This window comes from Candidatus Nitrososphaera evergladensis SR1 (assembly GCF_000730285.1).
Taxonomy (GTDB): Archaea; Thermoproteota; Nitrososphaeria; order Nitrososphaerales; family Nitrososphaeraceae; genus Nitrososphaera; species Nitrososphaera evergladensis.
The window spans coordinates 1704298-1717063 of the sequence record NZ_CP007174.1 but is presented as its reverse complement, the minus strand read 5'-3'; the positions used below and the strand labels follow the sequence as shown (position 1 = coordinate 1717063).

The 12766-nt window shown below is 47.8% G+C and carries 20 protein-coding genes; 12 read left to right on the top strand and 8 right to left on the bottom strand.

Going from position 1 to position 12766, the window contains the following annotated elements:
* Nucleotides 1-8: 8 nt before the first annotated feature.
* From NTE_RS09340 to NTE_RS09330, 3 genes are all read right to left on the bottom strand, one after another.
* Nucleotides 9-332 carry a hypothetical protein gene (locus tag NTE_RS09340; protein WP_193354067.1) on the bottom strand — a complete coding sequence of 108 codons (324 nt, stop codon included), beginning with the start codon at nt 330-332 and terminating at the stop codon, nt 9-11.
* Nucleotides 333-407: 75 nt separating this feature from the next.
* Nucleotides 408-629, bottom strand: a complete 222-nt coding sequence (locus NTE_RS09335; protein ID WP_148700772.1) for a hypothetical protein — start codon at nt 627-629, stop codon at nt 408-410.
* Nucleotides 630-641: 12 nt separating this feature from the next.
* Nucleotides 642-1034, bottom strand: coding sequence for a hypothetical protein (locus NTE_RS09330; RefSeq protein WP_148700771.1), 393 nt, complete (start codon nt 1032-1034; stop codon nt 642-644).
* 254 nt (nt 1035-1288) lie between these two features.
* Here NTE_RS09330 and NTE_RS16620 point away from each other — a divergent pair, with 254 nt between their 5' ends.
* The 3 genes from NTE_RS16620 (at nt 1289) to NTE_RS09315 (ending at nt 3763) form a co-directional block, all read left to right on the top strand.
* Nucleotides 1289-1723 (top strand): hypothetical protein, encoded by a 435-nt coding sequence (locus tag NTE_RS16620; RefSeq protein ID WP_158385356.1) that lies wholly within the window; start codon nt 1289-1291, stop codon nt 1721-1723.
* 267 nt (nt 1724-1990) lie between these two features.
* Entirely contained in the window at nt 1991-2626 is a 636-nt protein-coding gene (locus tag NTE_RS09320; RefSeq protein WP_148700770.1) for a hypothetical protein, read from the top strand.
* A 309-nt stretch (nt 2627-2935) separates the two neighbouring features.
* Nucleotides 2936-3763 carry a substrate-binding periplasmic protein gene (locus NTE_RS09315; protein ID WP_148700769.1) on the top strand — a complete coding sequence of 276 codons (828 nt, stop codon included), beginning with the start codon at nt 2936-2938 and terminating at the stop codon, nt 3761-3763.
* A gap of 43 nt (nt 3764-3806) precedes the next feature.
* On the opposite strand, the gene NTE_RS09310 is transcribed toward NTE_RS09315, so the two are convergent.
* Complete coding sequence (locus tag NTE_RS09310) at nt 3807-4337, bottom strand: hypothetical protein (protein WP_148700768.1); 531 nt, start codon at nt 4335-4337, stop codon at nt 3807-3809.
* Between the two features lie 332 nt (nt 4338-4669).
* On the opposite strand from NTE_RS09310, the gene NTE_RS09305 reads away from it, so the two are divergent.
* The 5 genes from NTE_RS09305 (at nt 4670) to NTE_RS09285 (ending at nt 7056) form a co-directional block, all read left to right on the top strand.
* Nucleotides 4670-4876 (top strand): hypothetical protein, encoded by a 207-nt coding sequence (locus NTE_RS09305; RefSeq protein WP_148700767.1) that lies wholly within the window; start codon nt 4670-4672, stop codon nt 4874-4876.
* A gap of 5 nt (nt 4877-4881) precedes the next feature.
* Nucleotides 4882-5139 (top strand): hypothetical protein, encoded by a 258-nt coding sequence (locus NTE_RS09300; RefSeq protein ID WP_148700766.1) that lies wholly within the window; start codon nt 4882-4884, stop codon nt 5137-5139.
* Nucleotides 5136-5354: a hypothetical protein gene (locus NTE_RS09295; RefSeq protein WP_148700765.1), complete on the top strand. Its 219-nt coding sequence runs from the start codon at nt 5136-5138 to the stop codon at nt 5352-5354. Before NTE_RS09300 ends, NTE_RS09295 begins: the two co-directional genes overlap by 4 nt.
* A gap of 83 nt (nt 5355-5437) precedes the next feature.
* Nucleotides 5438-6127, top strand: coding sequence for an Lrp/AsnC family transcriptional regulator (locus NTE_RS09290; protein WP_148700764.1), 690 nt, complete (start codon nt 5438-5440; stop codon nt 6125-6127).
* Between the two features lie 155 nt (nt 6128-6282).
* Nucleotides 6283-7056, top strand: coding sequence for an oxygen-binding di-iron domain-containing protein (locus NTE_RS09285; protein WP_148700763.1), 774 nt, complete (start codon nt 6283-6285; stop codon nt 7054-7056).
* Nucleotides 7057-7127: 71 nt separating this feature from the next.
* Here NTE_RS09285 and NTE_RS09280 read toward each other — a convergent pair whose 3' ends face one another.
* From NTE_RS09280 to NTE_RS09270, 4 genes are all read right to left on the bottom strand, one after another.
* The gene (locus NTE_RS09280) at nt 7128-7916 is read right to left on the bottom strand and encodes an FkbM family methyltransferase (protein ID WP_148700762.1); all 789 of its coding nucleotides are present in this window, start codon (nt 7914-7916) and stop codon (nt 7128-7130) included.
* A 129-nt stretch (nt 7917-8045) separates the two neighbouring features.
* On the bottom strand, nt 8046-8285 hold the full coding sequence (locus tag NTE_RS09275) for an SRPBCC family protein (protein ID WP_420835306.1): 240 nt from the start codon (nt 8283-8285) through the stop codon (nt 8046-8048).
* A gap of 29 nt (nt 8286-8314) precedes the next feature.
* The gene (locus NTE_RS17610) at nt 8315-8476 is read right to left on the bottom strand and encodes an SRPBCC family protein (protein WP_420835294.1); all 162 of its coding nucleotides are present in this window, start codon (nt 8474-8476) and stop codon (nt 8315-8317) included.
* A gap of 134 nt (nt 8477-8610) precedes the next feature.
* Entirely contained in the window at nt 8611-9030 is a 420-nt protein-coding gene (locus NTE_RS09270) for a DUF1428 family protein (RefSeq protein WP_148700761.1), read from the bottom strand.
* An 82-nt stretch (nt 9031-9112) separates the two neighbouring features.
* On the opposite strand from NTE_RS09270, the gene NTE_RS09265 reads away from it, so the two are divergent.
* The 4 genes from NTE_RS09265 (at nt 9113) to NTE_RS09250 (ending at nt 12690) form a co-directional block, all read left to right on the top strand.
* Complete coding sequence (locus NTE_RS09265; protein WP_158385347.1) at nt 9113-9424, top strand: winged helix-turn-helix domain-containing protein; 312 nt, start codon at nt 9113-9115, stop codon at nt 9422-9424.
* The gene (locus NTE_RS09260) at nt 9414-10016 is read left to right on the top strand and encodes an MEDS domain-containing protein (protein ID WP_158385343.1); all 603 of its coding nucleotides are present in this window, start codon (nt 9414-9416) and stop codon (nt 10014-10016) included. Before NTE_RS09265 ends, NTE_RS09260 begins: the two co-directional genes overlap by 11 nt.
* Nucleotides 10017-10366: 350 nt before the next feature.
* Nucleotides 10367-10669 (top strand): Sso10a family chromatin protein, encoded by a 303-nt coding sequence (locus NTE_RS09255; RefSeq protein WP_158385340.1) that lies wholly within the window; start codon nt 10367-10369, stop codon nt 10667-10669.
* Between the two features lie 1700 nt (nt 10670-12369).
* Nucleotides 12370-12690: an Sso10a family chromatin protein gene (locus tag NTE_RS09250; RefSeq protein WP_148700757.1), complete on the top strand. Its 321-nt coding sequence runs from the start codon at nt 12370-12372 to the stop codon at nt 12688-12690.
* The last annotated feature ends 76 nt before the right edge of the window (nt 12691-12766 follow it).

The window sequence follows — 12766 nt, the reverse complement described above, 5'->3', positions numbered from 1 at the left end:
AATCGCCGTCACGCGCCGATAGTCGACTGCAGGGTGTGGAAAAGAGGTTTCATGCGGTCCGGCGAGCCGCGTATTTCCATCTTGGCGTTTGTTATTATGGAAATGGTCGCAGTGCGGAAAAGGGTGCCCTTTTCGCTGTACTTGAACCCGTGTATTGCCTGCAGCCTTTCGCTTACGACGTCGTCAGACTTGAAAACGGTGCCCCTCCTTGCATAAAGTATGAACCTCTTGTCGGTGATAACGATCCGGTATTTTTTGTCGCCATACTCGACCTCATCGTCGCTGGCCAGCCGGATGTTTTCAGACGGCAGCAAATAGTCGTTTAAAACCATTGGCGTACCGGGCGTCTTGCATCCATATTATGCAGTGTCATTGAAGTTTGTCAAAATTGATAACAAGCGTCGATTTCAGGCGGCAAGGCGACGCCTTATCTGGATCATGATTATCTCGGCGCCGGGGCCAAACAGGTCGCGCAACGCGGACTCTACGTTTTCAAGCCGGGGATTGTGCGCAAGGTCGATTCCGTACTTTTCCTTCATGTGAAACTTGAGCGCCTCGTACGTGTTCTCGCCAAGTATGTTCATGGATTCCTTTAGGATGCGCGTCATGGTTTCAGAATCGGAACTCATATCATCGTGCTCTCAGAACTCTAGCCTTGCTTGCCGCAAAAATGGCATGATTTTGCCGTCGATTACCGCGTCATGGTCCACACTTGCGTCAAGTGAAACCATTAGAATGGCGTTTTGCCCGTTTGTGGTGGGCGGCCTGAGCGGGATTGTTATCCGCTTGACCTTTTTGTACAGCGACAGGGTGTAGACGCATTCGCCAAGCTTGCTCTCAAGCGTGAGCCGCGTGCCGCTTCTGAGGACCGCCTGGAGCATTGACTTGATGGTCTCTTCTTGGGAAAGCAGGGGCACGAGATCCTTTCTATACACATAGTGTACAGACATGCCCATAGAATCGGCCACGCCTGCAAACCTTATGGAAGCATCAAGGGCAAGGACATCAGCGCAAAATTGTTTTGCGTCCGCCATTAATGATGGATATATTTACACTTGTTCATAAGAATATCTTTAAAAGTTGCAATTGCAACCGCAATGTTGTGTAAAAATGGTTCTTGCCAAGATTCAGGCTGGCGACTAGCATCGTATACAGATACAGAAATTATGTACTTTGGCGATATAGAATTGTCAAATAACATATATAGTCCAGCTTCGATTTTCAAGATAAACACATTATCTATCATTTTTGCTCAAGACTTTAAAACCCCGACTACGAGACTCTATTGATGTCAAGTCTAACAGCAAAAAAAACCGCGTTCCTTCTTGCGTTGCTGGCCGTAGGATTTGCAGTCGCGTCATCGGCAGTAACAATGCCGACTGCCGCGTTTGCAAGTGGCTACAACAACAGCTACAAGTGGACAAGCTACGATGACGACGATGACGACAACTGCGATGACGACGATGACGACAAGAACGACTATCACTGGTCAAGCTACAACAATGACGACGACGATGACAACTGTGGATGCGATGACGACGATGATGATGATGACGATGACGACAACGGCAAGGACTACTGGTCAAGCTCCAACAGCAATGGCAACTGGGCCGACTACAAGAACATATCCTACAACGACGACGATGATGATGACGACAACTGCGATGACGACGATGACGACGACGACGACAACGGCCACGACCACTACTGGAAGAAGGACTAAACCAACCAAGACTACTGCAAGTAGTCGAACAATGTGAGAAAATCAGGCTGTCACAATGACAGCCTACTTTCTTCTTTTTTCTTGCATACTTGAATTCTGGAATCTGTGACCCTGCTGCAAGCAAGGTTTTTTGATCGAATGTAGAATTTTATAGATTGACTTCTAATTATGGAGGAATGCGTCGGTCGTACCTTAAATTTCCAAGATTATATTGTTATGAACAGATTCTGCTCAACCTTTTAAAAGCATGACTGTGCGACCGGTTTAATGTCAAATGCAACAGGAAACGGTAAGATGTTCTTCATTCTTGCCCTGTTGGCCGTAGGATTTGCAGTCGCGTCATCGGCAGTAACAATGCCGACTGCCGCGTTTGCAAGCTCTGGCTATGACGACGACAAGAATGGTGACGACAAGTGCGATGACGACAACGGCCACGACTACAAGTGGTCAAGCTACAGTAAAGACGACGATAAGAACAACAACTGCAAGTGCGACGATGACGAAGATGACGACAAGGACTACAAGTGGTCAAGCTATGGCAAGGACGACGACAAGAATGATGATGAGGACGACAACGGCAACAACAGTTGCTATTGCAACGACGACAACAATGACGATGATGATAACGACAACGGCCACTACTGGTCAAGCTACAACAACAGCGATGAAGATGACGACGACAAGAATGACTGCACGTGCAACAATGACGATGACAACGGTGATGACAATGGCCACGACTATTACAAATACACGTCGTACAACAGCAAGGACGACAACGGCGATGACAACTGCGATGACGATGACAACGGTGATGACAATGGCCACGACCACTACTGGTCAGGATTCAAGGACTCTGCAGCGCTCTCTATCAAGTTGCCCGGAGTTCGCTTGTCGCTATCCTAATCCGCTGACAAGTAGTAGTAGCTGACACAGCGCGTATAAAAAATACAAAAAACAACATACTCTGGAAGAATGGCGGGATACAACTCGCCACCTCTTCTTTCTTTTTCTAAAACAAATATTCCTCAAATGTATGCATACACGTGTCTGGTTTTTTTACACTAATGCATTTCTTGCCAGCAATTGCTTTTCTGCAAATAATATAATAGGATGCACATGATGACAAAAAAAACACACGTACATAAATTCTAGAGTAAAAATGTATATAGGCGATGACGCAGTCGTCTTGAATTAAGACGGTGGCGTGTCTGTATGAAGAGTGATACAAAACTCTGGATCTTTATGGGATTGGGGCTCTTGTCCGCAGCGTTGCTTGCCATTCTGCCAGGAGGTATATCCACGCAAGAGCGCCTGCCCGATCTTGGCGGCCAAACGATCAGAGTGGCAGTTGAAAACGCCTACGTGCCGTTTAACTTTGTAGACAACAAGACCGGCCAGGCAGCAGGGTGGGACTATGACACCGTGGGCGAAATCTGCAAGAGGCTCAATTGCAAGCCGGAATTCGTGCAGGCTGGCTGGGACAGCATGATAACCGCGGTCGCAAGAGGCGAGTACGATGTGGCCGCCGATGGCATCACCATCAAGCCCGACCGCGCCCAGCTGGTGGACTTTTCACAGGGCTACCTTACCTTGCAGCAGGTGCTTCTGGTCCGGGCCGGAGAAGACCGCTTCCACAACGCAAAAGAGCTAGCCTCTGGCGCCGGCCTGAAGGTGGGCGTGCAGGCAGAAACGACCAACTATGACGTTGCGGCCGGCCTTGTAAAAGGTGGCAGTAATAGCGGCGATAATGGCGGCCGGCTCGTTACGTACAGGACATTTCCTGAAACCGTGCAAGCACTCGTCGCAGGAGACGTAGACGCTGTGGTAATAGATGACGTGGCAGGACAGGGCTATGTAGGAAAAGATGCCGAGAAGGTAATGGTGGCAGGCAAGCCGCTGACTCCCAAAGAAGAACTTGGATTCATCTTCCCAAGAGGCTCAGAGCTGACAAAAGCGTTTGACACTGGGCTTGACAGTATGCGCGATGACGGCACCCTGCAGGCCATCAACGACAAGTGGTTCCGCGGAACCTCAGACTAGCGAGAGAGGGTGAGAGGGAACAAGCGCATAGCGTACGGTGTTTCTATTTTTCTCTGATTTTCAAGACGACCATGTCCTTGCCAATGCTGATTTCCGGCTTGAATAAGACAACTTCCTCGGCCGTGTAGCTGAACAACTTGCTCAAGTAGTGCGACCATTTGTATCCCATATCGTGCTGGATTATGTAGGTATGAAGGCTGCTGCTCTCGTCTATCATGTGGCGGTAACCAAAGTCTGACATCCTGACCCATCTTTCCATGAACTCTAGTATTGATCTTTGCGTGTGCTTCCTTACCATCAACAAACACATGTCTTTCATTTCTTCTGCCGAGGATTTTGCCAGCCTGTCTATTTCTTCCTCGGTCAGGCTGTCAAACATCGTCTTTATCATGACGCGGCTGACGGTTATGAATCCTGCCTTGGTCGCACGTGCGTGCCATTCGACGTACGAAGCCACGATCTGATTTAACAGTGCGTTGATGCTGATATTTTTGTGCTCGGCATCCTCCTTGAGCTCTTGCAGTATCGACTTTGGGAACCTGAACGTGATACTCATGCTCCCGGAATCTGCCATGAGTACTAACCGTGGAAGATTGACTTAAAGGATCAGAGCCCGTACAAGTGTATCAAACAGTCGTTTGCCCAGATTTAGTGACGGCAAGAATATAGCTGTACCTTCTAGGATTTGGATATAATGACCGTATAGTAGATGCTAACTACTGGTATGAATGGTAGTACATGCTTGGGTGCAGTGTACACACAGCGCTTATGGCTCACCTAGAATTTTCTTTATACTCGATGCTATCTCATTTCTCTCTGCCCCCAAAATACGTCACTATCAATGAAACAAACCGCCATCTTGGTAACTCCAACAGTACAAAGACGAAAACGGGACACCGGGTCTGCGTGATGTGCCACGACGCCATCAGCCCTGCGTCTTTGAGCTTTGAGCAACGTCTCGTCAATGACAAGGACTTTTGCAGAAAATGTTGGGATGAAATAATAACAAACACGGTCTATCCGGGAGATGAAAGAGACGATAAACCCGACGACGACAACGGTGTCTCTTCGCTTGTCATGGCCGCAATGACAACAGCAACAAAGGCAGGTTAGCCCCGATGCAAGAGACAACAGCAACTTTTAGTAGAGAAAAAGAAGAAGGTGATAATCTCTATTTTGCGCTCTGCGAATCCTGTTACTGGGCCGCTTCTGTGCTTGGGTCCAAGTGCTGCCTTTGCACCTGTCCGTCATGCCGCAACGACCGCGTCGCGTTTATCCCTCTCTGTGGCGACGAGTCCTACAGGTATGCGCTGTCAGAAACGCAGGGTCTGAACCTCCAGTTTTCAACCCGCCCGGGGAGTGCGACTACCGCTTGAACGACAGCAGCAACAATAGGCTGGTGCTTCCGTGCGGCTGTGTGCTGAATTGGAGCAAAAAAGAAGGCGAAGTTATCCTCTGCAAAACACATGACCTGCAATATGAAAGCTGGCGTGGAAGCGTCGAGAATTTTGTCAAGATGATTGCTACACCCCGCTTCAGGCAGACTTCTTTGCATGTTGATAGTAGTAGTAGCGCCGCTACGCAATGCTAGCAAACAACATGCCCTCTTCCTCATCCTCTGAGGCATCTGCAAATATATCAAGCATGTTGATGAATAAAGGTAACAGGCTAAACATGATAGGGGATCCTGCAAATAAGCTGGAAGCCAGTTCTTCTTCTATATCGCGGCAGGAGATTGTTGTAGAACTTGAAAGACGCGGCATCAATGCATCTTTGTTTGGCGAATTGTCTATCGACCAGCTTGGAGACATGCTTAGGGCCATAACACGCATTATCATCGCCAATGGACCGGGCAAAAAAAGGCAAATCTCGAGTCACAGCGGCGGCCGCAAGAATCTGGCTCTTTCATCTCTGGACAAGAAGATCCTGCGGGGATTGCTATCTTCCAAGGGCAAGGTATCCTCCATAACGCTCTCAAAAGAGACAGGCGCACCCCTCAGCACCGTGCAAAGAAGGCGCAAGAGGCTTGAAGCCAACTTTTTAGAGACATCCTACCTTCCAAGAGTGAAAAGCCTTGGATGGCGCGTTGCAATGGTTTTCGTCAGCACGCAAGGCGGGACTGCAATCGAGGTTGGAAAAGAGCTCTTGTCGTGGAAGAAAGCAGTTATCCGCGTTAGCAGGGCAACAGGATTAGAGACGACAGACATTGCAGCAGAAGTCATATTTTATGAAAATGAAGATCTCTTGAATATAATAGAGCGCGTCAGGGCAATAACGGGCGTCAGAAACTTGTTCTGGGTCGAGGTGATTGACACGCTTGGCAAGAATAACCAGTGCTTTGAATTTATCCTTGACAAGCTATAGCCTATAATGATAGTAATAAAAAGATGCCAAGAACCCATTTAAAAAGTAGAGCGCGTATATTCTTCTCTAACGTCAGTAGGTCATGCAAGATAATTTTAAAGTTCTATATTCTTGCAAGATCAAGGTTATTAATTATCTGCACCCATACTTGATGCGTGCCCGAAGTCAGCAAGACGTTTCGCGTTGCCAAAGACACCACTGCAAGCATCTCTGAAATAACGGATGGCATCTACCGGATATCCGGGTTCGTAAACGAATATGGAATCACTTTCAACCAGTTTTTGATAAATGACGAAAAACCCACCTTGATCCACACCGGCCCTGTTGGGATGTACGAGGGGGTTGCAGAGAAGGTAAAAGAGGTTATCCCGCTTGAAAAGCTGGCCTACGTCGCATTCCTGCATTTTGAAAGCGACGAGTGGGGCGGAATGGAATTCTTGAAATCCCCCGACGTAAAATTGCTGTGCAGCGATCTGAGTTCAAGGCTGAACCTTATGGGCTGGGATGGAGTGCCGGTGCATCACATCTCGTTTTGGGATAGTGAAGTCCTAAAGACGGGGAGGCGCAGCCTGCGATTCCTCATGACGCCACACGTCCACCACTGGGACAGCATGATGATATTTGAAGACACGACAAAGTCGCTTTTCCCTTCGGACCTCTTTATCCAGCCGGGCGACAACAAGCCTGTTATCTCTGATGATCTTTCAAAAGAAATGATCCAGCTCTACAGGGGAGCGGGCATCTTTGCAAGCGAAATTCCCGTCAGGCAGACCGCCCAGCGCTTATTGAAGATGGGTCCTAAAATGACTTTTCCAATGCACGGCTCGTGCATCGACCAGGGTTCATTTACGCGATACGTGGATGCCCTGATGAACAATGAATTTGCGTATTCCGGCATGCTGCTTGGACAAAAGCTTGAAGTCAGCTGACGGCAATGACGGTGCCAACAAAAGATCTGAAAGCGTCTTTCCAATAATACTCTCTCTGATGGCACGCGACGTTATCCTCGTCTGCACAGGACATTTGTGCCGGCTTTCTCGTTGGATATTTTCTCTAGCTCATCAAACGACACTTTGCCCAGCCCCGGTATCTCTACCGAATAGCCGAGCGATTCCATATAGTCGTAAACATCGCGGGGACTTGCCCCGTATTCTACGATGCTGGGTGGATGGAACTCCATCCAAAGAACCGTGCCTCTTTCCAGCAGTTTTTTCATCCCCTTTAACGCTCCAAGCTCGGCGCCTTCAATGTCCATCTTGACAAAGTCTGCCTGCGAGACAAGGTCGTCTATTCTGGCCGTCCTGACCTCGACAGTGCCGTCGTTGCACCAGTGCGACTGGTAAAGCCGGTGCATCCCCCTGTTCATCTCGCATAAATGCAGGGTTGCCCTGTCGCTTGTCTCTGCCACTGCAAAATCATAGAGTTTGACGATGTCCTGCATGTTGTTCAGCGCCACGTTCTTTTGCAAAATCTCAAAGTTTCTGGGCTCCGGCTCAAATGCGTATACCTGCCTGGCCTGCCTGGCCATTATGAGGGTGAAATAGCCAATGTTTGCGCCAATGTCCAGACACGTGTAGTCGCCCTTTACCAGCCTCTTGATAAGGCTGGTCTGCTCCGGGCCGTAGATGCCATGCTGCGTCAGCTGCATCGAATCCTTGTCGTCGACGTACATCCAGCTTCCTTGGATGTCGTATTTGTCGCCGTCTCTGGCCGGAGGCTTGAATTTTGGCCCTTTTATTGATCTCAGCACCTTTCCTGCCAGAGGCCTGAATCTTACAACAATGCCCATGTTAGGCTGGACATGTTATTTAAAGAGCGCTTTGCCAGGTTCTAGTAGCTTTGTCCGGCTTTTTTGTGGCATGTGTGTGTGACTGACGGATCCGGAGAAAAAAATCTATGTCAGCAACATGTTCATGAGCTACAAACGAACTGTGTCATTTTTTCGCACTTTTGCCAAAAGCTCGTCGAGCCGTTCGTGCGACTCTGCGACTCCTTTTTCCATGCCGCTGTGGAGCGCGGCATCACGATCCGCGACTGACTGGAAAATCGTCTTGGCCGTTACCCTTGTTGTCCTGCCACCCTGCAGCTCTTTAAACGTGGCCGTTTCAAGGGCCACGTGTCCCGGTTCTGGCAGGCCCTCAAATTCAAACGTGCTGATGATCCTCTCTGGCCGTGCAACTTCATGATTTACTCCATGAAATGCATATACTTGCTTCCATCTTTTTCATCTTGGTGGATGTATCGCCATGAACCGCCGCTTGTTGGCTCGAACCTTTCAAGCGTCATTTTCAGCCTTCGCGGTCCAAGCCATTGTACATAAAGTTCTGGATTGGCGTATGCGTTGAACACAAGCTCGCGCGGCGCGTCAAACTCCGCGTTATCACTAGTTCCTGCTTTTCCGGCTCTGAAGTAATTTTTGTATCGTTATCCTTTGCCGCCATGTATATCGTTTCACTCTTCTCACTTATTGGCTCGTGGCCTTTTTACACACGCAGCCTGTTGAACCTGCCGTTGACAAGGCTTGTCCCCTGGGTGATAAGGCCAAAGAACTCTTTTCCAAGTTGTTCGATGCTTTTGTCCTGCATCATCTTTGCATAGGCGTCTTCGCAGTGCTTGTAGTCCCTAAAGTATTGCAGCTCCATCCAGATGTCTTCATCTTCGCCGGCGGAAAGGGTCTTGGCAATGCCGTCTATGCCCTCCATGATCTTGTAGTTGCCAAGTTGGTAGTACTCGATTCTTACTCCCTGTTTCTCAAACCACGGCACGAATTGCTTCAGGTTCTGCGCGACGGCGTCGTGGTTCTTTTTTGGCACCCTGTAAAGGAATGCCTCCAGGTGACTTGATGATGAAGTTGTTGCCGTCGTTTTTTGCGCGGCGGACTCGGTTTTATTGTTGTTGTTCATAGGTGTATGTTTTCAGATAACATATAATGGATTCCGCCCCAAGGGGAGGCTTATTAATTAGGAAGGGTCAACCATGATAGTTTTGCCAAAGCCGAAGCGAAACAAGATGGAGATATATAACGACATCCTCAGTGCAATCGCGCAGGAATTGACAAACGGCGAGGCAAAACCTACCCGGGTGCAGACCCTTAGCAACCTTGCTTACGACAAGCTTGCAAGGTACCTAGATGAACTGGAAAGCAAAAAGATGATAATACAAGATCCGCTTGGTATAACCGAGAAGGGCCGGGACTTTTTGCAAGATTATGATCGTATAAAGGACTTTGTCATTGCAATGGGGGTAAAGTATCTGGATGTTCCTTCTGGGGGAGAGATGGGGGTTTATGAGCGCTAAAAATTACCGGCCGATAAAGTTCCTTGACCGGATGGAGGGAAACAACCACATCGTCCTGCTGTACGACAATCCAAAGTATGCAGATGTAGTCATAGCCCGGTATCTTTTGAATGGGCTGCAGAAAGGCGAGTCGTGCATTTTCTTTAGCCCCGACGAGCCCAAGACGATTGAAGAGCGGCTGTCTGCCAAGGGCATTGATGTCGATTCGTACAAGCAGGCAAACTCTTTGCGCATTTATCGCACTGAAAGGTCTGATGCCGGCAAGCTTGACATGCTCAGCACTCTCAGACGCATAAGAGAAGAATCCACCAAAGGCATGAGGCCGCCCTACAGGTTTGTCGGCAGGACGATAACGGACACGGAAACAAAAGAAGGGATGACGCTGGGACTGGCCGTTGAAAAATCAGGCCACGAGCATTTTGAGGAATTTGATTGCTCGCAGATGTGCTATTATGACATTTCCGGGATAGAGCAATCCCGCAGGGATGAATGGATCAGGGGACTTTTGAAAAACCACCACCACGTGATTTATGCGTCAGAGCCTGACAAGGCCGTAGCATTTGAAACCATGCTGCTTGAAGATGTAGAATAGTATAGTATGGATAGCAATATTCAAGGGCACCCTTACAATCCAATTCATTGCACACGTTTCTGATCCGCATCCCGGGTGCCTGCAATTATCAAAAATGGTTGCTACTGTATCATACTCTATATTCTGTGTGATATCTCTGATTTGTCGAAACAAAAAACTCTGTGTTTTGCCAAACATGTCTGATACTCTCATAATTAGGTAAAACGACCCTCGCTGGCAAACAAAATTCTTGCAGAAAAATGAACAAGTGTTATAAGTCGTTGCAACGCAATCGACAAACCGTGGTTTTGTTGGTAAATAGTACGAACAAGCCTCACACACGCAAAAGCGCGAGTAAGGCAAGCCGAACAATGCGCGGCAAGGTAGAGATAACACACGACATTCTACAGCTCTGCGCCAACGAGCCGAAAAAGCGCACGCACATCATGTACAAGGCAAACTTGACGTACGAACAGCTAAACGACTATGTGTCGCCGCTGCTGTCAAGGGGTCTCCTGGCAAAGCGGCACGGACATCGGGAGCCAACAGACTGTGATAAAGTAGGTGGACACGCCTACTATATTACGACCGAGATGGGCAGACAGGTATTGCAAGACTTGGCAAAAGCCGTACGGCACGTAAACTCGCTCTTCAACAAGCCGCAAGCAAACTGATGATGACGACAACGACGTATGCTTCAAAAGCAAGAGGAAATTTTTGCTTTATTAGATTAATTGCCCCTACCGAGAACAGACACACCTAGCGGTAGGTAGGGGCTTGGTTGCAGATTGCAGTCTTTTTTTTGGCAACACCGTTGGCTCAGACATGGTTGCTATCATGTCTGATAGTATCGATCAAAGTAATATCACTTTTAAGACTTGCTTATTGGCGAAATAGTATTTTTTGTTATCTAAGACTGAGAGGTAAATTTGCCGCATTATGCAGTTTATGTTTTACCGAACATGTGACCTAGTATGCAAGGGCATGCAGCTGTTTGCTCGCATTCCTGCGGATTTTGCAATATCTTGAAAAGCATTGTCACACTGCCCACTAGTGCAACAAATAACGTTTTACATCTTTTCTAACCAGCAAATAAAAACCGACCGGACTAGTCGCGATAGATGCGTAAGACCCTGGCGAACCGCCAAACCTGCTTGCAATAAAAGTCAGAATGGCTAGAACGATTGGGCTGATGGGTCGCTGGCTTGTTTCAGCTTGATTTATGGACGTCGATAAGCGAATCTGCTATTTTTAGATATTATAAAAAAAATAGAAAAACAAGCCGAGTTTTGCAGTCATTTGAGTGTAGCAAATCCGCGTGAGGACCATTTGTGATTTGTCCGCACGGGAAGGCCTGACCCTGTCTCTTTATCGAACAGAACCCCTTGACAGCAAAAGACAAGCCAAAAATACCTTATAGCGCCAAACCATAAACAAGTTTTGTGTTTGGTGCAAAAAATAGCGTTGATAGTGTATTTTGAATTTATATAATAATAATAATGCCAATTATCAGCGAATAATGATAGTTTTCGATTATATCGTATACTTATTCGCAAGTAAGTAAAGTCAACTTAGGTAACAAGATTACTTTTTGGTTGGTAAGCAAGCCTTAAACACATCGCTACGTTGATTGTCTACTATCAGGCATGTTCTCTCATTCGTGCCTGAGCAAGTCTAAGACAGTACCCAAAAAACTACTGAAAAGCCATGCCCCTGCCCGCGCCGTCTAATCTCGAGGGTAGGGGCTGACTAACATAATCCATACGACCTGATTTTGCATTAAAAATTTTGCATTAAAAATAATGCGAGCCGGCGCCGTGCCCGGGCAAGTCATGTAACACAACCATCAGAGCCAACAATATTCGTCATCAAAACATGCATTTGTGGGCTCGCTCAAAAAGCCGCCTGGAGAATTGTGCAAGAAGGTTTTGCTCGCACCAAACCGTATAACGACATTTCAAACAAAGATCAGCAAGTCATAACTGTAAGATCGTGAAAACATAATATGCTGTCAGGCCCGTTTATCGGCATATAGCGTGCGCCTGAGCAAGAAACAACCTAGCATAACCCAATATGCACCGAGACCCCTATCAGGGCAGTGCTGTGTCTGACTGGTAGGGGTGATTTAACGAATAACGGTCGACGAATAGTAGAGGCCGCCCTTGCTCATTTCTGTAGATATTGCTTTTCTTGTGTCATTCAGTAACGTCGTCAGACGGTTGGCGCGCCATGACAGCAAAGTGCACATTCAGGTCGGGGTCGTGTTTGGCAGCAGATGAGAAAAGGCCGCGACTCTTGATTATTAGTATGACGTTATTAAGAGCGACATGATCGAATTATTGTTCGCTCTGGCAATAAAGAGAGGCAGGGTACGATGAAGAGAACGAATAACCGCACCCGATTCGAAATCATACGCGATATTCTGGATTTGTGTTTGGTGCCGCAGAAAAAGACCCATATCATGAGCAGGGCAAACCTGAGTTACGAACAGACAAATTACTACCTGGCTGTCTTGATTGAAAACGGGCTGCTGGAAAATGGCAGGCGCGAGGGCGTATCTGACTTGCGGCACAAACAGTACGCAAATACCACAGAGAAAGGCCGCAAGGTGTTGCAAGCATTGGCCAGCACAATCGAAGCGACTGACTCGATTTTTGCGACCAGACTAACTACTAAATTGCAGGCAATGGCGTAGAGGATGTAACAGTGATTAGCGCTCGAAAACGAGTCTTTGGAGTCTCCGCACGGCGAGTTATATTGTCGTACGAGAG

Excerpts from the sequence above, each read along its gene's own strand:
- NTE_RS09340 (WP_193354067.1), bottom strand. The coding sequence starts at position 332 with ATGGTTTTAAACGACTATTTGCTGCCGTCTGAAAACATCCGGCTGGCC.
- NTE_RS09335 (WP_148700772.1), bottom strand. The coding sequence starts at position 629 with ATGAGTTCCGATTCTGAAACCATGACGCGCATCCTAAAGGAATCCATG.
- NTE_RS09330 (WP_148700771.1), bottom strand. The coding sequence starts at position 1,034 with ATGGCGGACGCAAAACAATTTTGCGCTGATGTCCTTGCCCTTGATGCT.
- NTE_RS16620 (WP_158385356.1), top strand. The coding sequence starts at position 1,289 with ATGTCAAGTCTAACAGCAAAAAAAACCGCGTTCCTTCTTGCGTTGCTG.
- NTE_RS09320 (WP_148700770.1), top strand. The coding sequence starts at position 1,991 with ATGTCAAATGCAACAGGAAACGGTAAGATGTTCTTCATTCTTGCCCTG.
- NTE_RS09315 (WP_148700769.1), top strand. The coding sequence starts at position 2,936 with ATGAAGAGTGATACAAAACTCTGGATCTTTATGGGATTGGGGCTCTTG.
- NTE_RS09310 (WP_148700768.1), bottom strand. The coding sequence starts at position 4,337 with ATGGCAGATTCCGGGAGCATGAGTATCACGTTCAGGTTCCCAAAGTCG.
- NTE_RS09300 (WP_148700766.1), top strand. The coding sequence starts at position 4,882 with ATGCAAGAGACAACAGCAACTTTTAGTAGAGAAAAAGAAGAAGGTGAT.
- NTE_RS09290 (WP_148700764.1), top strand. The coding sequence starts at position 5,438 with ATGATAGGGGATCCTGCAAATAAGCTGGAAGCCAGTTCTTCTTCTATA.
- NTE_RS09280 (WP_148700762.1), bottom strand. The coding sequence starts at position 7,916 with ATGGGCATTGTTGTAAGATTCAGGCCTCTGGCAGGAAAGGTGCTGAGA.
- NTE_RS09270 (WP_148700761.1), bottom strand. The coding sequence starts at position 9,030 with ATGAACAACAACAATAAAACCGAGTCCGCCGCGCAAAAAACGACGGCA.
- NTE_RS09260 (WP_158385343.1), top strand. The coding sequence starts at position 9,414 with ATGAGCGCTAAAAATTACCGGCCGATAAAGTTCCTTGACCGGATGGAG.
- NTE_RS09255 (WP_158385340.1), top strand. The coding sequence starts at position 10,367 with ATGCGCGGCAAGGTAGAGATAACACACGACATTCTACAGCTCTGCGCC.
- NTE_RS09250 (WP_148700757.1), top strand. The coding sequence starts at position 12,370 with ATGAAGAGAACGAATAACCGCACCCGATTCGAAATCATACGCGATATT.